The 21638-nt window shown below is 41.0% G+C and carries 22 protein-coding genes; 11 read left to right on the top strand and 11 right to left on the bottom strand.

The features are described from left to right. Positions 1–7 precede the first annotated feature (7 nt). Both H8B17_RS13875 and H8B17_RS13870 read right to left on the bottom strand, forming a co-directional pair. A complete protein-coding gene (locus H8B17_RS13875) occupies positions 8–385 on the bottom strand; it encodes a nuclear transport factor 2 family protein (protein ID WP_190309813.1) in 378 nt (125 codons plus the stop codon). Positions 386–571: 186 nt separating this feature from the next. After that, positions 572–1102: an NAD(P)H-dependent oxidoreductase gene (locus H8B17_RS13870; RefSeq protein ID WP_190309812.1), complete on the bottom strand. Its 531-nt coding sequence runs from the start codon at positions 1100–1102 to the stop codon at positions 572–574. A 99-nt stretch (positions 1103–1201) separates the two neighbouring features. Between H8B17_RS13870 and H8B17_RS13865 the strand changes: the two genes are divergently transcribed. From H8B17_RS13865 to H8B17_RS13850, 4 genes are all read left to right on the top strand, one after another. Beyond that, a complete protein-coding gene (locus H8B17_RS13865) occupies positions 1202–1561 on the top strand; it encodes a winged helix-turn-helix transcriptional regulator (RefSeq protein ID WP_190309811.1) in 360 nt (119 codons plus the stop codon). A 175-nt stretch (positions 1562–1736) separates the two neighbouring features. Continuing rightward, entirely contained in the window at positions 1737–2807 is a 1071-nt protein-coding gene (locus H8B17_RS13860; protein ID WP_190309810.1) for a mandelate racemase/muconate lactonizing enzyme family protein, read from the top strand. 13 nt (positions 2808–2820) lie between these two features. Further along, positions 2821–3585, top strand: coding sequence for an SDR family NAD(P)-dependent oxidoreductase (locus tag H8B17_RS13855; protein ID WP_190309809.1), 765 nt, complete (start codon positions 2821–2823; stop codon positions 3583–3585). 166 nt (positions 3586–3751) lie between these two features. Then, entirely contained in the window at positions 3752–4387 is a 636-nt protein-coding gene (locus H8B17_RS13850; RefSeq protein ID WP_190309808.1) for a nitroreductase family protein, read from the top strand. Between the two features lie 112 nt (positions 4388–4499). Here the strand turns inward: H8B17_RS13850 and H8B17_RS13845 are convergent, their stop codons facing one another. Next, positions 4500–5483 carry an alpha/beta fold hydrolase gene (locus H8B17_RS13845; protein ID WP_190309807.1) on the bottom strand — a complete coding sequence of 328 codons (984 nt, stop codon included), beginning with the start codon at positions 5481–5483 and terminating at the stop codon, positions 4500–4502. A gap of 74 nt (positions 5484–5557) precedes the next feature. On the opposite strand from H8B17_RS13845, the gene H8B17_RS13840 reads away from it, so the two are divergent. Next, positions 5558–6412, top strand: a complete 855-nt coding sequence (locus tag H8B17_RS13840; RefSeq protein WP_190309806.1) for a LysR family transcriptional regulator — start codon at positions 5558–5560, stop codon at positions 6410–6412. A gap of 99 nt (positions 6413–6511) precedes the next feature. On the opposite strand, the gene H8B17_RS13835 is transcribed toward H8B17_RS13840, so the two are convergent. Then, positions 6512–6868 carry a winged helix-turn-helix transcriptional regulator gene (locus tag H8B17_RS13835; protein WP_190309805.1) on the bottom strand — a complete coding sequence of 119 codons (357 nt, stop codon included), beginning with the start codon at positions 6866–6868 and terminating at the stop codon, positions 6512–6514. Positions 6869–6955: 87 nt separating this feature from the next. Here H8B17_RS13835 and H8B17_RS13830 point away from each other — a divergent pair, with 87 nt between their 5' ends. The 3 genes from H8B17_RS13830 (at position 6956) to rpsU (ending at position 8230) form a co-directional block, all read left to right on the top strand. Next, a complete protein-coding gene (locus H8B17_RS13830) occupies positions 6956–7330 on the top strand; it encodes a DoxX family protein (RefSeq protein WP_190309804.1) in 375 nt (124 codons plus the stop codon). Positions 7331–7644: 314 nt separating this feature from the next. Next, on the top strand, positions 7645–7827 hold the full coding sequence (locus H8B17_RS13825) for a hypothetical protein (protein WP_223816567.1): 183 nt from the start codon (positions 7645–7647) through the stop codon (positions 7825–7827). Between the two features lie 211 nt (positions 7828–8038). Beyond that, the gene (gene rpsU / locus H8B17_RS13820) at positions 8039–8230 is read left to right on the top strand and encodes a 30S ribosomal protein S21 (RefSeq protein WP_190309803.1); all 192 of its coding nucleotides are present in this window, start codon (positions 8039–8041) and stop codon (positions 8228–8230) included. A 587-nt stretch (positions 8231–8817) separates the two neighbouring features. On the opposite strand, the gene H8B17_RS13815 is transcribed toward rpsU, so the two are convergent. The 7 genes from H8B17_RS13815 to H8B17_RS13785 all read right to left on the bottom strand — a co-directional run bounded on the left by H8B17_RS13815 (position 8818) and on the right by H8B17_RS13785 (position 18286). Further along, positions 8818–9399: an RNA polymerase sigma factor gene (locus H8B17_RS13815; protein WP_190309802.1), complete on the bottom strand. Its 582-nt coding sequence runs from the start codon at positions 9397–9399 to the stop codon at positions 8818–8820. Between the two features lie 132 nt (positions 9400–9531). Further along, the gene (locus H8B17_RS13810) at positions 9532–10356 is read right to left on the bottom strand and encodes a hypothetical protein (protein WP_190309801.1); all 825 of its coding nucleotides are present in this window, start codon (positions 10354–10356) and stop codon (positions 9532–9534) included. An 18-nt stretch (positions 10357–10374) separates the two neighbouring features. Beyond that, positions 10375–12066, bottom strand: coding sequence for a RagB/SusD family nutrient uptake outer membrane protein (locus tag H8B17_RS13805; protein ID WP_190309800.1), 1692 nt, complete (start codon positions 12064–12066; stop codon positions 10375–10377). A 9-nt stretch (positions 12067–12075) separates the two neighbouring features. Then, on the bottom strand, positions 12076–15480 hold the full coding sequence (locus H8B17_RS13800) for a TonB-dependent receptor (protein WP_223816566.1): 3405 nt from the start codon (positions 15478–15480) through the stop codon (positions 12076–12078). 231 nt (positions 15481–15711) lie between these two features. Beyond that, a complete protein-coding gene (locus H8B17_RS13795; RefSeq protein ID WP_190309799.1) occupies positions 15712–16899 on the bottom strand; it encodes a FecR family protein in 1188 nt (395 codons plus the stop codon). Positions 16900–17216: 317 nt separating this feature from the next. Beyond that, positions 17217–17654, bottom strand: a complete 438-nt coding sequence (locus H8B17_RS13790) for a carboxymuconolactone decarboxylase family protein (RefSeq protein WP_190309798.1) — start codon at positions 17652–17654, stop codon at positions 17217–17219. Positions 17655–17710: 56 nt separating this feature from the next. Beyond that, positions 17711–18286, bottom strand: a complete 576-nt coding sequence (locus H8B17_RS13785) for a Crp/Fnr family transcriptional regulator (RefSeq protein WP_190309797.1) — start codon at positions 18284–18286, stop codon at positions 17711–17713. A 228-nt stretch (positions 18287–18514) separates the two neighbouring features. Between H8B17_RS13785 and H8B17_RS13780 the strand changes: the two genes are divergently transcribed. The 3 genes from H8B17_RS13780 to H8B17_RS13770 all read left to right on the top strand — a co-directional run bounded on the left by H8B17_RS13780 (position 18515) and on the right by H8B17_RS13770 (position 21497). Beyond that, entirely contained in the window at positions 18515–19294 is a 780-nt protein-coding gene (locus tag H8B17_RS13780; RefSeq protein WP_223816565.1) for an NYN domain-containing protein, read from the top strand. 81 nt (positions 19295–19375) lie between these two features. Further along, positions 19376–20470 carry an NAD(P)-binding domain-containing protein gene (locus H8B17_RS13775; RefSeq protein WP_190309796.1) on the top strand — a complete coding sequence of 365 codons (1095 nt, stop codon included), beginning with the start codon at positions 19376–19378 and terminating at the stop codon, positions 20468–20470. 4 nt (positions 20471–20474) lie between these two features. Further along, positions 20475–21497, top strand: coding sequence for an LLM class flavin-dependent oxidoreductase (locus H8B17_RS13770; protein ID WP_190309795.1), 1023 nt, complete (start codon positions 20475–20477; stop codon positions 21495–21497). Positions 21498–21638 lie beyond the last annotated feature (141 nt).

The following is a 21638-nucleotide window of genomic DNA, read 5'->3' as shown; positions in this document are numbered from 1 at the left end:
TTATACGTTATATTTCGATAACGTAAGAAGTCATGGCTTTTATACTTGTACTCGTCGTATTTTTAAATTCATAAAAATCTGAAAAGGCGTACTGTTTACCATCTTTCATTCTCATGATACCGTTTACGGCACCTTCCTTACCGTGTGTTACCACTTTCTCTATGCTTATTTCGGCAACCTCTTTCTTCTTCATTTCGTTGATTGCTTTGGAGAAGCTGTCTTTTCCTTCAATTGTTTGTTCGCCAATCATCTCCCAAACAATCTCATCCGTCACTTGGGCAATAATAAATTTAGCATCGCCCTTTCCAAAAGCTATATTAAAATCTTTTAGAAATTCACGTTTGGGTGAGTTGCCACAATCTGCTTTTACTTTTATTTTAAGCATCGTCGTATAGTATAAAATATGTTAAGATTGACTGCAAATTAACAAATTATACGGCTTCATAACTTTTCTTAGGTCAAGAAATAAATATATAGACATATACGGTGTTTCCTCTCTGGCACAGGTAACGGGCTGATCACTTATGAGTGTGATATCTTTCTGCATTACAATGACCTGACGCGTTCCTACTCAAAAGGCTTCCAAAAATTCTTTGTAAAGTGGCACACTCTTGTCAATTCGTTCAGCCGTTGCTCTGTATTCCATACCGTAATAGACAAAAAAAGGTCTGTAGTCTGCACGAACGTATTCCCAGGTCAGTTCAAATGGACGAGTCAGCTCCTTGAGGGTGTATTTGTATTTTTCGTCTGACGAATATTCGTATTCCTCGAGACCAGCCGACATGGCCAAGGCTATCTTTTTTCTCGAAACTTGATAACCGCTTTTGCTACCATATGCCCATCCATAAATCAGGACCTCATCAATCCATTTCTTCAAAAGCGGCGGACAACTATGCCAATAGACTGGAAACTGGAAAATGATTTCCTCATATTGTTGTAGTAGCTTTTGCTCGGCTAATACATCAATCTTCTCATCTGGATATCGTTTGTAAAGTTGGTGTACGGTATATTTTTCTGGTGTTTTTTCCAGCTCCTCAACCCATCTTTTATTAATTTTAGAATTTTCTATTTCGGGGTGTGTAACAACGATCAATTTCTTCATTTCGCTAAAATTTTGGATCTAACAAAACAAAATTAGGGTTAATACATTTACTTTTGTATTGTAGCAACGAATTGTATGGTACTATAAAAAATGTAAGTAATGTCTGGAATCAAAGAAACATCTACCAATTATGCAAATAAACAAGCTTTGGCAGACGAGTGTGCGGAGGCATATGCTGCAAACATAATCGGTGGCCAATGGGCTTTGGTTATCTGTTCTTGGTTATTGCATGGCAAACTTCGCTTCGGCGAACTGAAGAAGTTATTACCTAATATAACAGAACGTATGCTTACGTTGCAGTTACGCAAACTCGAAGCTAGCCATATCGTGAAAAGAACGGTTTACGCAGAGGTTCCTCCGCGAGTTGAATACGAGCTAACAGCCATCGGCTATGAGCTCAAACCAATCATTAAGGGCCTCGAAGAGTGGGGTGAAAAACATAAATTGATAGCTTTCTAATTGGAATCAAATAGGCAGTCTGTCGGATCCTAACCCCGTAAACACAAACATGGGTTAGAAGCCACTTGCAAGCTTTCTTTGTTAACGGGCGCGACCAATTTCTATCAGGATACTACAGGATGGATCTCCATTAAGGATAATATAACTTAGCTCGCTATTTAGGCACTCTTCTATTATGAAAATCAAACATTACAGTATCTTCAAGGCAAAGGTTGATTTAGACAAACCAATAGCCGACGCTACGCATAAATTGACAGAAATTTCTTTCATCGTGTTGCGCATAGAGACTGTTTCAGCAATCATTGGAGAATCTTATCTTCTAAGTTTCCAATATAGTCCAGGGGCTATTGTTGGGGCTTTAAAAGATGTTGGTGAAATGCTGATCGGAGAAGATGTATCCGATACAGTGGGTTCTTTTGAGAGAGTAAACGCACAAAATGAATATTTTGGGGTAGAGGGTGTTAATAGATGGGCACAAGCTGCCTTTAACATCGCTATGTGGGATGCGTGGAGCAAAACCTTGCAACAGCCGATTTGGAAAGTTTTGGGCGGATCGGCCCTTCGTATCCCCATATATGGGAGCGGAGGATGGAGTTCTTACACAAAGGACGAACTTATTGCCGAGGTCAGCGATTACAAAAAACGAGGTTTTAAAGCCGTAAAGATTAAAGTGGGAAAACCAGACTGGAGGGAAGATCTAGAGCGGTTGAGATATGTTCGGGAAGCGGTAGGAAATGATATAGCAATTATGATGGATGCAAACCAAGGTATGAACGTACCTGAGGCGCTATCCTTAGCAAGGGCCGCACGACAATTAGACATTAACTGGTTCGAAGAACCAATTGATCACCACGATTTCCAGGGATATCAATTGCTCCGTAATCAAGCTGGGATATCAATCGCAATGGGCGAGCGCGAATACAATACGTTGTCTCTTCGGGAACTTATAAGACTCCATGCTATAGATATATGGCAGCCCGATATCCTGCGTCTAGGTGGTGTAGATGCCTGGCGTGATAGTGCAGCACTTGCGAAATGTAACCATATTCCGGTACTACCACATTATTATAAGGACTACGATGTTCCGTTATTGTGCACCATCAGTAACGGAAAGGGTGCGGAATCATTTGACTGGATAGATCCGCTAATCGACCATCCGCTGAAAATCGAAAACGGAATGGCACTTCCCCATAACCGACCAGGTTGGGGCTTCTCTTTTAAAGACAGCTTTTTAAACGAATTGTAGCAATTGAAAACACATGAGTTATCTTGAAAAATTTTACTCTTTAAAAGGACTTCGAGTAGTAATCACAGGTGCTTCCAGTGGTCTGGGTCTACATCAGGCAATCGCATTGGCTCATTGTGGTGCGACTGTCTTTGCATTAAGCAGGACGGGAATGCCAAAAATAGAAGTAGATACACAAATACCTGAAAACATCTTTTTTGATAGTCTTGACGTTTCTTCTTTATCGGAAATACGGCGCAAGTTTGGCGATATTGGAGCTTCTGGTGGAATAGACGTGCTGGTAAATAATGCAGGTATAACGCAACGCGTAAGAGCAGAGGTTCTTAGCGAAGAACAATGGCAATCTATACACGATGTAAATGTGGATGGTGTTTTTTGGTGTTCGCAGGCGGCCTACCCTTTTTTAAAAAAATCTGACCATGTAGGAAGGATTATAAATATTGCTTCCATGGCTTCATATCTTGGATTTTCCGAGGTGGTTCCATATTCATCTTCGAAATCCGCGGTGCTTGGAATCACAAGGGGTTTAGCGGTAGAATGGAGTAACGATAATATTCTCGTAAATTCCATATCTCCGGGTTGGTTTCCGTCTCTTATGAATCAACAGGTAATGGACGCAGACCGAAAAGCAAAAATATTAAACAGAATGCCGTTACGTCGTTTCGGTCGTCCGGAAGAATTGTCGGCAATGACATGCTTCTTGGCTTCGCCGGCTGCAACTTATATTACGGGGCAAGATTTTAGTGTGGACGGCGGTGCACTTGCCTTCGGATTCTAAAGTCTATGTTTCTAAAAACGGAATTTGCCATCTTCATAGATGGAAAATTCTGCCATAGCTTCAAAAGAGATGGGGAATGTCACTAAGTTACCTAGATGTTACTATTCCCTTTTGCAGCTTATCTACAATAAATAATGATCTTCGTAGAGATTAAAAATTTACGACTATGTCATTATTAGAAAATCTAGAATGGCGATATGCCGCCAAAGCGTACGATTCTACAAAAAAAGTCAGCCGCGAAAATATTTTTAAAATAATTGAGGCTGCTCGAATGGCTCCTACATCATCCGGGCTTCAGCCATTTCGTATCATATTAGTGGAGGATCAATCGTTAAAAGAGCAAATGGTTAAGGGTGCGTTAAATCCTGAGGTCATGCGAGATTGTTCTCATGTTTTAGTTTTTGCTGCATGGGACCGTTATACGACGGCGCGAATTGATACGGTGTATAATCGCATTACGGACGACCGAGAACTTCCGCGAGGTCGTTTTAGCAGTTATACTAATCAACTTAAGGATATATACATCAATCAGGAAGCAGAAGAAAATTTTGCGCATACAGCGCGACAAAGCTATATAGGCTTAGGCCTTGCACTAGCACAGGCTGCGGAGCTACGTATAGACAGCACCCCTGCAGAAGGCTTTGATAATACTGTCGTGGATGAAGTATTAGGTTTGAGCGAACACGGACTTCGGAGTGTAACATTACTATATATTGGATACGCCGATAAGGGGCGAGATTGGCTTGCACCGATGAAAAAAGTGCGTGTTCCCTTAGATGAATTCGTTATCGAACACAAGTAATTCCACTCTCTATATGTACCTTATAGCTAAAACTCAATAACGCAGAGTGGGCATTGCAGTTTTTTATATTTAGGAGAATTCTAATTGCTATGCCCACTCCTATATTTCCAGCTTATTTTGGCAGAGTTTCCATAAAATTTAAAATGTCTTCTCCGATTTCGTTCACGTGGGTTTCCAAGGCAAAATGACCGGTGTCATAAAATTTAACAATTGCTCCTGGAATATCTTTACGGTAGGCTTCAGCGCCTGCCGGGAGAAAATACGGATCTCTATTGCCCCATACGATCAGCGCTTGGGGTTGCTGTGATCTAAAGTATTCCTGAAATTGGGGATACATGGATACGTTATTTTTATAATCTTTTAATAAATCGAGCTGCTTCTCGTCGGCTTCTGGACGATCAAGAAAAAACTGGTCTAGCGTATATGTTTCGGGTGCAATGCGTTCAGAATCAGAAACACCTGTAAAATATTGAAACCTTAACTCCTCTTCCTTAACAAATCCTCTTAACGCGTTTCTATCCTCGATAGCGTTACTATCCCAATACTTTTTAACTTCTTTCCATGCTGGCCCCAAACCCTCGACGTAAGCATTACCGTTTTGTGAGATAAAACCGGTTACTTTTTCGGGGTTATTCAGCATCAAACGGTAACCGGTAGGAGCGCCGTAATCGAATACATATACAGCAAATCTTTTGAGGTTAAGCTCATCGATAAATGCTTGTAGTACTGCGGTTAGATTTTCAAAGGTATATTCAAATTCATCTCTTGCAGGTGAAGCTGAATAACCAAAACCTAGAAGATCAGGTGCAATCACATGATACTCTTTATTTAAAATTGGTATAAGGTTTCGGAACATGTGCGATGAGGTTGGATAGCCGTGTAACAACAAAATAACTGGAGCATTCTGAGATCCTGATTCGCGATAGAAAATGTTATGTCCGTTAGCCTTTACTGTACGGTAGTAGATGGTTTCTGATGAACGTAGTGTACGTGGTATTGTGTGTTTTTGCGATTGCGCCATAATAGGGAAGTTTAATAATACGATCCCTACAAAAGTTATAAGGACAGTATATGATTTATAATTTATCTGTTTCATAATACAAATTTAAAGCATATATTTGATCATTATAAATAATATAAAATTATTTAAACTATCATAAATTATGATTAATGAACACGAATGATTTAAAATTATTTGAGGCAGTAGCCCTCCACGGCAACTTTACGAAAGCAGCAGAAGCTATGTATACCGTCCAGTCAAATGTAACTGCGAGAATAAAAAATTTAGAAGAGGAGTTTGGCGCTACACTTTTTCTTCGTACATCTCGAAAAGTTGAACTTACTTCAGCCGGGAAAAAAGTTTTGCTTTGTTGCAAGCAAATTAATAATCTCATTGAAAACACGAAATTCGCTGTAGGAAAAGACGACAAAATTAAAGGTCAGCTTAAAGTAGGTTTTTTAGAAACAACAATGGCACTTAAGGGTCCTGATCTAATAAATGAACTCGCAGAAAAATTTCCATTGATTGATATTGATTTTACCTCCGCTATGCGCGATAAGCTAATAGAAGATGTTCTAAATTTCAAACTCGACGCAGCGTTTATCCCAATGCCCATTTTTGCCGAAGAATTGGAAAAGGTTGTGATCAACGAAGAACGTATTGTGATTGTAGCGCCTGAACGGTTCAACAATGTCGACGAGCTGTTAAAGCAGCCGCGACCACGAGCAATCGTTTTTGATCAGGGATGTTTTTTCCGTACGCGCTTGGAAGCGTGGCTCGTCAATAAGAACATTACTAATTATAATAAAACCGTGATGAATTCTATGGAGGGAGTTATCAATTTCATTGAATCTGGTATAGGTTTTAGCTTATTGCCGTCAGAAATCATTTCCGCCTTTTATAAAGACAGAAAAATTAAAACATTTCCTCTCCCCGCCGAAATTGGAAAGATCAAAAACGTTTTGGTTTATCGTAAGGATAATTTATCCTCTCCAGTTCTGAATGCATTTATAGGCTTATTTTAGTGACGCTTTTCATCACGCGGTCAATGATATTATTAAATGATATATATTGGTACACATACATGCGTTAGCAATATAACACTCTTATCACACAGCTCGTATTTAAGGGAGCGTGCTTTTATTGTCTTCACCCCACGTCGACATTAAATTTAATATCGTTTCCAATGATTTTCCTTTTTTTGAAAGTTTGTATTCCACTCTCGGTGGAATCTCGGGGTATGCTTTCCGCTCAATCAGTCCATCAGCCTCCAAGTCTTTTAGCTGGGCAATTAGCATTCGTTCGGATATTCCAGCTGCTTTTCTTTTCAGTTCGTTGTATCTTAACGTTCCTCCATCTAATAAAAAACCAAGAATACTTAATTTCCATCGACCGCTTAATACGGATACGGTATAAGCCATTCCGCATGTAGATTCAATCTTCTCTTTATTGAATGTATTTGTTGAAGTTTCCTTTCTCATTTCTCACATTTCTGTTAGTACCATACAATTTTGTATGTACTTGCATCATGCTAATATAGCAGTTAGTTTTGTTGAAAAATAATTGATATGAAAATAAAACTGACAACAATCATCCATTGGATAACGTATACTTATTTTGTCTATTTATTTGGCTATGCTAGTCTGTTTAAAGTTTTTCAAAAGAAAGCGATGATGGAAGGAATGATGGCTTTTGGTTTTAATAAAACTTGGACTCTATTTATCGGTTACGGTGAATTAATTGGACTATCAGCGCTAATTGCGGGCCTTTGGTTTCGTCCTATCAAAAATATCGCTATTATCTATTTATTGTTTTTCGCAGTGGGGGCTTTAATGGTTCATTTTGCACATAAAGAATATCATGAATTTTATAGCGCACTATTTGGTTGTATGGCGGCGATCGTACTTTTAGCAACCGACAAACATTTCAAACTTATTTTATAACTGGACAGACGATCCTAGCCGGTGATCTTTTCGGCAGTCCAAAATCGACAATCCGTTCTGCGATTTTTTAACGCAAATAGATAATATTCAGATACAAAATCTCCGTTATCAAAGCCGGCAAATGCAGGCTTTGACTTTTTATTTGAGGTGCTATAAACAACACAGGTATAAAATCGGTAATTTCGAACAATTTAGCGAAACTGGTCGAGAATGAACCGGAATGGTTAAGACACTACGAAGGGGAAGAAAAAGGATACGATCCTGAGCGCTAGAACTTCCAGATTTTCTAATATGTACTATAGAATTAAGACCAAATGAAAGTAACGATAAGACAAGAAAAATATTATCCAAAATTTGGTTACAAACAAGCTGACTTTTTTGGAATTGAATTGTCTTTTGACGTACCAAAAGAGAATTGTATGGCCATCGAACTAACCGAAAATGGGCTTGCTGGAGTTGGTGGAATAGTTGAATATCCAAAGGAGTTTAATGAATAGAAAGCTAAAATTCGTATTATTCTTGTCATACGCCGAAGAAATTTATGTATAGCGGTGTACTCTTTTCACTTCGTTCGACCGTTATAGAAGAAAGAACTTCTACATGTCTGCGGCTTTACAATCATTAAACGATTCAATTTGCAAATTCAATTTTTAAATGGTAAGTTCTCAACTTATGATTTAATGGAAAGAAAGGAGGTATATTAATAATATGATCATAATTAATGTTAAAGAAGGAGAACCATTAGACCGAGCTCTTAGACGATTTAAAAGAAAATTTGAAAGAACCGGAGTGTTAAAAGAATTGCGTTCGCGTCAGGCTTATGAAAAGAAATCTGTAACCAAGAGAATGCAACGAAAAAAAGCTATTTATAAACAAGCTCTTAACCAGGAGAAGTTATAAAGATATAAAGCGCGAGAGAGTCTGATTATAGACTCTCTTTTTTATTTATCTTCTCCTGCTCCCGTCAGATCCGTTCTTTTATGATTCTAAGGATTCCCTAAATTAAATATCGGGATAGATGTTTCGAGCACAACAGGCAATCGGCTTACGACTATATATGGAGGTAGAAGTATCCTGCCAAAAAATATCATCCTCTGCTATTTTGTCGTGATGAAAAGTAATATTGACAGCCCATAACGATGTATAGGAAATAATATGTCAAAGGAATGTCGATATCGGAAGATACGACCGTACAAATGCGGTAAGTCTGTTAAAATATTGTTAAAACAAAGCTGCCACAGATACCTCAGGCATGGAGATTGACTATGTAATAATACTTTTCATAATTTAGGTTTATAATTGGTTAGTTAGTTAAAATCCCGAAGCTCCCCGCTTCGGGATTTTTTGACTTTGTTACTTTCTCCGAAGATCTTATTAGTGATAGCAATTATCTATTTTTATAAAATAAAACATGCTACTATGACTGAAATTAATTTGCAAAAACTAAAGCACGAGCAAGTATGATATTAGAGATAATCCTGCTATTACTATATATTGAAGAAGAGCAACAAAAATAGATAATGAAGCGAAAGTTTCTTCTGTTCCAGTATCCTCCGTAATGTGGCAACGGCTTTGGATCGTGCAAAATAGACATTATTGGCTGTGGTTCCCAATTCGTCACAGATCTCCTGGACATTTTTACCCTCCATTACAGATAATTGCAACACTTGAGCCTGTTGTCGAGGAAGTTTTTTGATTTCCTCGACAATTAATTCGACAAGTTCGGTGTAGATGATCTTTCGTAGGATATCCTGATCTGTCGCCTCCAACTCGATAAGGGCGACTTCTTCATACCTACATTTATTTCGGCTGTGCTTGAGATGGTCTAGACACGCATTCTTAACGACCAGATAAAGAAAGGATTTAATCGGCTCGATGGCTTCAAAATGTTTTCTTCTTTCCCAAAGCTTTATAAAGGCATCGGACACAATTTCTGAAGATGTCTGACTGTCCTTGATCAACTTATAGGCGAAAAAATGCAGTGCGCGCGCATACTGATCCATCATAAAGCTCAGGGCTGTTTCTTTTCCCATGCGTAAATCAGAAATCTGCTTGTTGCGTTCGTCCATGACTGACAGGCTTATACTATGTGGTTACCTACAAATTTAATGTAATTTATGTGAAATTAAAAGTGTACCAGAACAAAAAGGGACATCCCCGCCGATGGACGGAGGATGCACCTTGCTGTCCCAAATGGTTATTTATTCTGACCGGAACACCCAAAACCAAGCTGCTCCTTCTTCACTTGGATCAGGAAAAGCGAGTACCATCTCCTTTCCGTCTAGCAAGAGGATGTCATACTCATACACGGCTGCATTTCCTTCATTTGGTGAAATTCCACACAAAACCGTCACATTGGTAGTGGTTAGCTTGCCCTTGGCCCAAACGGTGCCGTCTTCCATCGTGACTTTTTTTGTCATATCAAAAGAAAAACTCCCGGTTATGTTTTCGCCATTGGATTTTATTTTTGTCAGCTTAGCACCCCGTAAGGAAAAGACCATCTTGGCTCCCGTGCCTTCTCCTGGCGCCTGCCCATCGATAGCAGATTCCTGTAATTTCCACCACGCGGGGGCAAAATTCGCCAGATACCCGCCATTCCCCCAAACGTCGGGCTTGCTGGTATCCCATACCCAGTCTTTTTCGCTCCCACCGGTCAGAAATCCCCATTCGGGTGGTACTGGAAAGGATAACTCATCTACAGAAACCTGCAGTGTCTTACTGATTTTGCTTCCGTCAGGATTTAGTCCAGTAAAAATAACCTCGTTCTCACCGGTAGTAACTAGCAGGACAGTATCGGTTTTCCGTTGTGTTACGCCAACGCCATAGTCCCATGATGAAAGCACCGGACTTTTATTTTCCAAAATTACTTTATTGCTTTTTTTGCCGTCTACTATAACGGGAGTTGCTGTGACAGCTAATTGATCGGCCCTAATGGCGGATCCTAAATTCATTCGGTCTTCAAGGGGGTCACATCCTATCAATAGGAAACTGAGGATGGAGCAGAAGATATAAAGTATATTTTTCATTGTATATCAATTTAAAAATTACCAACCCGGAAATTCATGGGTAGACTCACCCCATCCTTTGTTTTGTGTTAATACTCCGTCGGAAAGTGCAATCTGTGATAATGGAATGGGCCAAAATCCACCGGTAGCTTCGAATCGACTGCGGTACCCGCCACCAAATGCGCGCATTTGTGTATCAACGGCTTTGTTTTTTATAGCGACACCTTCTTGCTGAGCTAGCGCTTCTGCCGCATCATGCCAACGCATCAAGTCAAAATAACGTAACCCTTCAAAGGCTAATTCCCATCGCCGTTCACGCTTCAGGGCGGCCAAAGAATAGGAAATCGTAGGCAAATTAACTCGGGCTCGAACACGGTTAAGATTGGTGTTCGTTTCTGTTAACTCGGCATGCATCAGCAATACATCCGCAAAACGGATAAGGACCAGATCCTGCGTATGCGCCAACTGATAATCTGCTTGAGCTGCGTCGGCCAAAATAGCATAGGACGGAATAAACGTACCTTCGTCGTAAGCTGTAACAGCAATATATTTTTTCTGCCAAAAACCCGTTTCTTCCATCTGATTGTCTGCGCCGTAGATGTAACTGTCTAGGTCGGCCTCGACATTAATGATGGATCCCGTTCTACGGATATCAGTTGGTTCTGCTTGGCGCCATGCATTCCACAAGTTGCTATTTACGGGGCCTGCCCCCCAGCCTTGTCCAAATGGAAATGTCCCTTCCTGCCCATTATTTGATCGTAAGCCGGAGTGGAGGTTCATTTGGTTGGTATAACCAAGTTTATACGTGTCCCCCCAGTCCGCTAGAGTGCCAAATTTAACCGCAAATATGGTTTCTTTATTCCCGTCGCCTGCATATTTCAGATTATTTTCTTGTGCGTAGGGATAGTCTGCTTTGGTAAACTCGTTGGAATAAGGCCAAAGGTTTCTAAAATCTTCTACCAAGCTGTGTCCGCTATCGTCAATGCAATCTTCTAGCCATTGTATAACTTGCTCTTTGGTTACTGTGCCGCCGGATACCAATGGGAGATCTGTTTTTTGATAGTAGCCCGTGTAGAAAAGGAATACTCGGGCCATCAACGCTTGTGCCGACCACTTCGTGGCATGGCCGGAGGCCACACTAGTATAAGGACTGGAAGGCATTATTTCAATGGCCGTTTTTAAGTCTTCGGCAATAACGGCATAAGTCTCTTCGGCTGGCGTCTTGGGTATATTCGTGACAAGCGTTGACGTAAGCAATGGAACCTCCCCAAATAGCTGGGACAGTTCAAAGTAATAAAGTGCCCGTAGAAAGTATACCTCCCCCATGAGTTGTTGCTTTTGCGCTTCGTTGGTCCAACCAGTGACATTGTCGATCGTTTCGATAGCCATATTGGCTCTAAAAATCCCTTGATACCTAGCACTCCAAAATGACAGGAAGCGATCGGGCTGGGTATTCATCAAATGATCCAGGCCCTGCATATCGCGATCATTTTCGCCACCACCTCCAAAACGATCGTCGGAGGCGAGCTCGGCCATATAAAAATGAGAATGCTGGGGATCGGACATCGCCGTATTGAGGCTAGTATATATCCCGGTCAACATTGTATTGGCGTCAGCCACCGTAACCGGAAAGTTTCCGGTATTTTTTTTATCGAAGCTCTCGGTATCCAGAAATTTTTCGCAGGAACTTAGGCTTCCTATGACGAGTATAAACAAAATTATCTTTTTCATGTCTTTACTTTAAAATTTGAGATTTAAACCAAACATCACCGTCCGTGGTTGCGGATAGAAGCCCAAGTCGATTCCCGAAACCCAGGGCGCATCATAACCGTATCCAATCTCAGGATCCATTCCACTATATTTCGTAAAGGTGAACGGATTTTGGACAGTGGCATAGAACCGGGTCTGACTAAAAGGTGATGTCTTCCATATCTGCTGCAAATCGTAACCCAAAGTGATATTTTGTATTTTGACAAAGTCGCCGTTCTCGATGTATATATCGGATATGTACTGGTTATTGGTATGGCTGCCACTGGTGAGCCGAGGTAATTTATTCGAGGTTCCTTCGCCATGCCACCGCTCGAAAATATCCGTCGTATAATTCTGCAAAGGGCTATCCGCAAAGGAACGATAGGATTTTGCAATTTGATGTCCAAAAGAACCGATAGCGGTAACAGCAAGGTCGATGCCTTTATATCCCAAATTGATATTTAAACCACCACTGAAGTCGGGGTGTGGATTACCGATTATCGTTTTGTCTTCGTCGGTTATAGAGCCGTCCCGGTTGTTGTCCACGAAGATAACATCGCCGGGTTGGGCATTTGGCAAAATGCCGTGACCAGTTGCCCGGAGTGCTTCAATCTGTTCCTGGGTCTGAAAGATACCGTCGGTTCGAAAACCATAGAAATAACCAATAGGATAATTCACTTGAGCACGGTACATCGGCTGCGTAGATTGACTCAGCACATCACTCTCGCCGTGAATAATTCCTTCTTCGTTAGCGATACGCACCACTTTATTTTTGTTGTAGGCGCCATTAATACCGATGCTGTAGCGAAAATCGCCTTTGGTGTCGTTCCAGTTCAATCCAATTTCAATCCCTGTATTATTGACATCTCCCCCGTTGATAAAACGCCCCGATGTACCGTATGTAGCCAAAACCGGTACGAAAACAAGCCAGTCTTTGGTAGATTTTTTATACCAATCGAAAACAAAAGCAAGTCTGTTATTGAGGAACCGGGAGTCAAAACCTATATTGAGTTGCTCTGAAGTCTCCCAAGAGATGTCAGGACTAGGCGAGACGTCTGGATATGCTCCTCGGATAAGTGTGTTCTTATTATTTCCGAAATAATATCCATTTCTAACGTCTATCGCGATGGTCGGTAGATATTGGAAAGGAGGAATGTCTGCATTTCCATTTTGCCCCCAACTGGCACGAAGTTTCATAAAATCCATAAACCCATTGTCTTCCAAGAACTCTTCATTAGTCATGATCCAACCGGCCGAGGCCGAAGGAAAGTATCCCCATCGGTGGCCTCTTGCAAAATTGGATGAAGCATCTGACCGTAGAATCAAGGATGCCATATACGTTTCGTTGATATTGTAGTTGACCCGTCCGAAATAAGAAGAAATCCTAAATTCGGGTAGATGCATTCCTCCCACCGTTGGAATAAAACCGTCATAGCCTTGCCCATTGCCTACCCAAGCTTTGTCCCATTGCCCTGGAAAAGAGGAATTGGCAGTGACAACACTCAGGGTCTCACCGATACCGTTTTTTTCTATCGATTGGCCGACAACCATATCCATTTGATGTCCGTCGAGTGGTTGGAGTTTGTAACTTAATGTATTTTCCAACAAAATCTTATAGCCCAGTTCCTGGTTTTGATTAATGTCATCAATTGGATTGGTCAAGGTGGTGGAAAGTGCATACGCAGGTGTGTACTGTCGATAGGAAGAGGCGTTTAAGCGGTATCCAAAGTTGGATCTGAAAACTAAATCTTTTATTGGCTGGATTTCTAGATAAGCATTTGCTGAAAGACTATGGCTCTTGCTTAAATTCTGTCCGCGACGGTAGTCCATCTCAGCTACTGGATTTGCTGTAGCACCATCCAAGTTCCACTGGTCGGCGACTTTACTAGCATGATCATAATAACCACCGCTTGCGTTGCGAGCAGGTAACAGGGGATTGCCAACTAACATGTTGTGTATATCATTCCAGTAAATATTTCCAATCCCGATTCCAGAACGGTTGTTGAATCCGTAATTCACATTTTCTCCAAATTTAAGGATCGTAAATTCGTCGTTCTTGAGCAAGATATGTTCGGAGTTGATACGTGCGGTATGTCGTTGGAAATTGGGTTCTACCGGAACGCCCATTATACCCGTTCGGTCAGTTATGGAATATCCGATCGAAAAACGTGATTGTTCGTTCCCTCCTATCATATTGATGGATGTATTGTGCAGGAGGGCATTGTCATTATGTATTTCTTTAAACCAGTTGGTGCCGTTCCAGGTGCCGTTCATAATCTGCTCATATTGCTTAGGAATGAGTGTCGCCCAATCGTAGGGACTCCCCCCCTCGTTGAACCGTCGTTCATCTTGTATAGCCATATATTCTTTGGCGTTTAAAAGCGGGGGAAGTTTATAGGCATTTTGGAAGCCGACATAGCTATCTAAATGTATAGCCGTGCGTCCTTCCCTGCCCTGCTTGGTCGTGATCAGCACGACACCGTTTGCTGCACGGGAACCATAAATGGCGGCGGAAGCAGCGTCTTTTAACACGTCGATCGTTTCAATATCGGATGGATTGAGCATATTGATATCGCCACCGGGTACACCGTCAATGACGTACAGTGGGGCAGAATTGCCTGTAGTCCCTATTCCCCGTATATTAACTTTAAAACTCTCGCCGGGCATACCTGAACTTTGTGTAATCTGAACGCCGGGGGATTGACTCTGTAATGCTTCCAATATGCTCGGTGTACTCAGTTTCTGAAGGTCGTCACCTTTCACATGGACACTCGCACCGGTCGTCAATTTTTTCTTTTGCGTGCCGTAGCCGACGACAACCACTTCATCTAAATCGCCGAAGCTGGCTTTCAGGGTTATGCGGATTGCTTCCTGATTGTCGATGGTCACTTCTGTCGGGAGGAAACCAACGGAAGATACGCGAAGAATGCTGTTCGTAGTCACCATAACAGAAAAATTCCCCTGCTCATCGGTGATCGTACCCTCGGAGGTATCTTTGACCTGCACAGAAGCCCCTTGGATCGGCATACCCTGCTCGTCGGTAATACGCCCCGTTACGACCTGCTCTTGCTGTGCAATTATGGAAGATGAAGGATTGTTCTTTGTTTTGGAATTTCGAAGAATTATAGTACCATCAGATATTTCCCACGTAATGGGTCGTTCTCTGAATATCGTTATCAGTCCTTTTTCTAGGGGGACATTCTTAAGATCGACAGTAACTTTGGTACGTGCAAGATCCTTACCGTTTAGTAAAAATGGTATGCCACTTTGTTTTTGTATTGACTGCATGATCTCGATCAACGGGACATCTATCGCTTTTAAGGAAATATGCTGTGCGAATCCGCTTGCCGTGAGTTTAAAAACACTCAATACTGTAAGGAAAATAGTTAGTTTCATAAGGATTATCCAGTATCTGATTTTAGAAAAGGCAGGCCTCCTGCCATAATCATTATGTTGTAAAAAAATCATATTTTTGTACAATTAGGATTTGGTAATGAATAAGAGTTTATAATCTGTATTGACGCTTTTCAGCAAATCGTAATGGCCGAACTCGGGTGTGCGATACCCGATTCGGCTTTTATTTATCGAGGATATTTGATATCTGTTCTTTCCATTGTTTGTTCGTGTTTATTGTTCCATAATTATTAATTTTGACGTACCGTCTCTTTTTTGGAGCTTAAATTTCACTCCACTTTTTTCGATGATCCGCATGACCTCGGCGAGGTTTTTATCCCTGTCTATTTCTCCATAGAAATAGGTGGGTGAAACCTGATCTTGGTAGCTGACTTCAATGGCATACCAACGGCTGATTGATCTCATTAAATCACGCAATTCTGTTTCGTAAAACAGAAATTTATTATCCTTCCAAGCAACAAAAGGTTGTACATCTACTTCTTTTGTTATCATATTTCCAATGCTACTTATCGCTTGTTGATTAGGCGTCAAATGAACCTTTTGTTGTGCGGACTCTATACTGACTGCCCCTTCAACGAGCGTCGTTACGGTTTGAGTTTCATCCGCATAAGCAGATACGTTAAACGCGGTTCCGGTGACGAGAATTTTCTGATCTCGACAAACGACTTCAAAAGGTATGCGCTGATTCTCTTCAACAACTGTTGCGACTTCGAAATAGGCTTCACCTTCCAAGGTCACTGTGCGATGGCTCTCATTGAATACAAGTGGATAGATTAATTTTGACTGGGCATTCAGCCATACTTTACTTCCATCTGATAAAGTGACTTTATATTTGCCCCCTTTAGGAACATGGATGGTGGCTTCAATACTGGAAACTTTATGGTTATCGACAGCTAATAGCGGGGTGCCGTCAGCGTATGTTAACTGATCGTCGAGGATAATACCGTCTTTATCACTTCTCAAGTCTATCTCCTTACCATCGGACAGGACGAGCTTTGCTTTATTAGTTCCGGCCAGTATACTAGACAGACTTATTTCTTTTTCTTCGATTAGGGGGGACTTAAGTTGAAAATAGCCGAAGAGACTTGCGATCAACAGCACAGCGGCAGCGGCAAAATAAAAAAGGTAAGTCTTTGCGGACCGACCTGTCACGCCTTTACTGGTCCTTTTCAGCGTTCGTTCCTTTAGTTCCCGAAGCCAATCCTCACCCTGCTCTTGCTCTATTTGTATCCACGATAACCCGTCTTCAAAGATTGCATCACCTTCGGTGAGCATTTTAAAAAACGCATCATTTTCTGGTGTTTCACCACGCCATTGTTCAAGTGCTTCGCGTTCGTCCGCAGTGATTTCACCGTCCATGTGTCGTTTAATAAGCTGGGCTATTTTTGATGTCGCTTTCATGTTTATGGTGGTTATACATTTCTAATAACGACATATGTGCTTAGATCTTAGTAAAAATTTAACTTTTTTTGTTAAAGGGGTCTAAGCCTGAGATTGTTGCTTTGCAAGGGATAATCGGGAGGTGTTTTGTAGTAAGGGGATTCGATCTGCTATGTGCGATCGTACCTTTTGTTAATATGTGTTAAAAACACACTAAGCATATCGGAATATGGTCAATATACACTATATTTGTAGTTCATAATTAGGTTTATAATTGGTTAGTTAGTTAAAATCCTGAAGCTCCCCGCTTCAGGATTTTTATTTTTCACGACAGGTAACTAGCTTAACGGCTTATTGGTGCTGATAGCAACTCTGTTCCAAGCATTTATCGTAACGACGGCCATGATTATCTGAGCGACATAATTCTCATCAAAAAGCTCTAGAGCTCTTCTGTAGGTTGCGTCCGTTAACCCTCTTTGGCTGATTAACGTCACTTCTTCGGTTATAGCCAAAATGCTCCTCTCTTCTTCAGAAAACAAATCTGTTTCTCTCCAAGCATTAAGCAAGAAAATTCGTTGCGAACTTTCTCCTCGTTTCATCGCATCCGAGGTATGCATATTGATACAAAATGCACAACCGTTAATTTGTGAAGCGCGAATTTTGATCAATTCTAAATGAATTTTTACGAGTTTCGTGTTTGCTAAATAATTTTCTAGTGCTAACATTCCTTTGTAAGCATTTGGCTCTACCTTCTGTATATCTATACGATTTTCCATTGATTTTGTTTTTTAACAAAAATACGGCATATAGTTAAGTAAAATCTTAAACTGGTTTAAGACCTGGATTTCTTTTTTATTTCACTTAAATACTCGGGCGTCATATTCAAATAAGATGCTAATAAATGCTGTGGTATCCTGTGTGTAAATTCTGGAAAACTGTCGTTAAAATGATGATAGAGCTGTTCTCTTGAAAAGTCGTATATATATTTTGTTCGGAGTTGTAGAGCTGAATATGCCCGTTGGTATATCAATCTATAGTAGCGCTCTAGTTGGGGAAATTGGTGTAGTAACTTTTCCTGATTTTCGTAATCTATCTGAATAACATCGCTGGGCTCAACTGCTTGTATTATAAAGTTCGTATTCGTCTGGCGGTCAAATGCCATATAGTCGGTTATCCACCAATCCTTTATAGCAAATTGTATAGTTTGCTCTACTCCTTTCTCATTGAGAAAAAACATCCTTAAGCATCCTTTAATTACAAAAAAATGGAATCTACATCTTGTATTCTGTTCGACTAGGATATCTTTTTTGTCATAAGCTTTTTCTTGAAAAAAATGGGAAATATCGGACTCATCCTTTGTATCAATCTTTACGTATTTTCTAAGGTGTTGGAGTAATTCAGATGCCATGTTTTTGATAGTTTATATTTTTTGTTAATCGCAAACGATGTAGATGTATGTTGAATAAAAATCTATAGCAAACAGGTGCAAAGTTTTTTGGCGCGCTGTCTAGCGGAACTTGAAAAAAAGTTGCATAAGGTTTGTCTTTTAAAAATACCAATATAGCATTTGAGTTTAATATGTTGAAATCTTATTTAATTCCGAATTCGGCTTTTATTGGAAAAAAAGTAAATTTACATGATACACTATATAGGAACTATGATAGATCATAAACTGGCTGTTTTAATTGATGCAGACAACGTGCCTTATGCCAATGTAAAGGAAATGCTCGAAGAGATTTCTAAAAGTGGTACTCCCACGGTAAAACGCATATACGGAGACTGGACAAAGGCGCATCTCTCCGGATGGAAAAATGTATTGTTGGAAAATGCTATCACGCCTGTTCAGCAATATAGTTATACGACCGGTAAAAATTCATCCGACAGCGCATTGATTATTGATGCGATGGATATTTTATATTCAGAAAAAGTCACGGGATTTTGTATCGTATCCAGTGACAGTGATTTTACCAGGTTAGCCACCAGGCTACGGGAAGCAGGCATGATGGTAATTGGTATAGGTGAAAAGAAAACTCCTCACCCATTTATCGCCGCCTGTAATAAGTTTATTTATATTGAGATTCTGAAATCAGTTGAAAAAGAAGCGGAGACTAAAGTTGCCCTTAAATCTATAACTAAAGTAAAGCCGAAACCTGCCGAAGAAGCTCTTGACAAGGTGGATAAACGAACAATTAATATGATTATAAATAGTGTGGATGATTTAGCCGACGAGACAGGATGGACCTTTCTTGGGTCTTTGGGAAACTTCATTTCGAAGAAGAAACCAGACTTTGACCCTCGTAATTACGGATTTAATAAATTGTATGATTTGGTCAAATACATCAATAAGTTTGAAATTGACGAGAGAGATGCAGGTGGTCATAAACACGTAAAACATATCTACCTACGGCTAAAATAAGGTATAGGAAACAAAAGAAAACATATTGGTTAAGTTTGGGGAGGAGCCTCCAAGATGGAGGGCGCAAATAGACTTTTTTTCATGGCAAAGAATATTCGTTATAAAACAAAAATAGCAGTGATTGGTGCGGGTCAGGCGGGTCTTTCAACTGCTTACCATTTAAAAAAGCTGGGACTAGAAATCGGGCGAGATTTCATCATTATAGATGAAGCTCCACGCTCAGGCGGTGCTTGGCAATTTCGCTGGCCTTCTCTCACATTAAGCACCGTCAACAAAATACATGATTTGCCGGGAATGCCTTTTGACGAAACAATAGATCATAAGGCAACAGAAGTACAGGCCAATAGAGCAGTTCCGCGTTATTTTGATCTCTTTGAAAAAAAATTTGGACTTCAGGTGCATCGCCCTTTAAAGGTGAAAAAGGTCGTTTTGAATCAAGGACGTTTTTTTATAGATACCTCCAACGTATTATTCTCTTCCTTAGGTATCATCAATGCAACAGGTACTTGGGGGAATCCTTATATTCCCGAATATCCAGGATCAAATCTATTTCAGGGAAAACAACTACATACCAAAGATTTTAAACATGCGGATGACTTTCGGAATAAACATGTAATCATTGTGGGTGGCGGCATTTCGGCAATTCAGTTATTGGATCAGATATCAAAAATAACGAGTACAACTTGGGTTACACGACACCCTCCGTTATTTAGAGAAGGACCGTTCGACGATGTAGCTGGAACGGAAGCTGTTGCCATGGTAGAAAACCGCGTAAGGCAAGGTCTCCCCCCGTTATCGGTCGTGTCCGTAACTGGCTTACCTGTATCCCCGGAGGTAATAGATATGGAAAAGCGCGGCGCGTTGAAACGCTTGCCGATGTTTAGTGAGATTACCCAACAAGGTGTGAGATGGGAAGACGGGACGGAAGAGAAAGCAGACGTTATTCTTTGGAATACAGGCTTCAGAGGCGACTTAGAACATCTGAACGGAGTACTCCCTAGAGAGGAGGGCGGCGGGATCCTGATGACAGGAAGGCTCGCTACCATGGTAAGTAAAGAACCTAGGATTCACTTGGTGGGATACGGTCCGTCGGCATCCACCATTGGAGCAAACCGTGCTGGACGTTCGGCGGCTAGAGAATTGATCGAAACCATTGGTATTGAAATAAAAATATAAAATCATGAAAAAAATAGGTTTTTTGTCCTTTGGTCACTGGGACGACCACCCGACATATGCTACTCGTACGGCGAGCGACACGTTACTTCAATCTATTGATTTAGCGGTAGCAGCAGAGGAAATAGGCCTGGATGGGGCGTATTTCCGTGTACATCATTTTGCAAAGCAGCTAGCCTCCCCTTTTCCTTTATTAGCAGCCATAGGTGCCAGAACACATAAAATCGAAATCGGCACCGGCGTAATTGATATGCGCTACGAAAACCCTTTATACATGATTGAAGATGCTGGAGCTGCGGATTTAATTTCCGGAGGACGATTACAATTGGGAATCAGTCGAGGCTCACCAGAACAGGTAATTGACGGGTGGCGGCATTTCGGATATAAACCTGCCGAGGGGGAAACAGATGCAGAGATGGGACGGCAGAAGGGGTTAGCTTTCTTGGAAAAATTGGACGGGGTAGGGTTTGCACAGCCTAATCCAAATCCCATGTTTCCAAACCCTCCTGGCCTTTTACGGTTAGAACCCCATTCAGTGGGTTTACGCGACCGTATTTGGTGGGGAGCGGCATCGAATGCTACGGCTATTTGGGCCGCACAAAAGGGTATGAATCTTCAAAGTTCTACACTGAAAGACGACGAAAGTGGAAAACCCTTTCATATACAACAGGCGGAACAAATCAGGCTGTTTAAAAGTGCATGGAAAAAAGCCGGACATAAACGGGAACCCCGCATCTCGGTAAGTCGTTCAATCTTTGCTTTGATGAATGATCAAGATCGATATTACTTTGGACATGAAGCAAACAGAGAAGACAAGATAGGGATGATTGAGCCTGATAAACGTGCTATCTTCGGGCGGAGTTATGCTGCAGAACCGGATCAATTGATTAAAGATTTGGCTGGTGACGAAGCTATTCAGGAGGCGGACACCTTGCTCTTGACCATTCCCAATACACTCGGTACGGATTACAACGTACATGTGCTTTCGTCTATTTTGGAACATGTGGCCCCGGGACTGGGATGGAGGTGATGCCAAAACGGGGCAATGCCTTGTCATCCGCATCTGTTTTTGAGTAAAAGTTGTAGAAACGGTCCAATTGTAATTTTTGTTTGTATAAGTGTTAGAATATATTTTCTTTCTACAAAATTTTTATACCTTTGCGAATCTTGG

The organism is Sphingobacterium arenae, assembly GCF_014692505.1.
Taxonomy (GTDB): Bacteria; Bacteroidota; Bacteroidia; order Sphingobacteriales; family Sphingobacteriaceae; genus Sphingobacterium; species Sphingobacterium arenae.
This window is presented reverse-complemented; position numbering and strand designations above follow the sequence as displayed.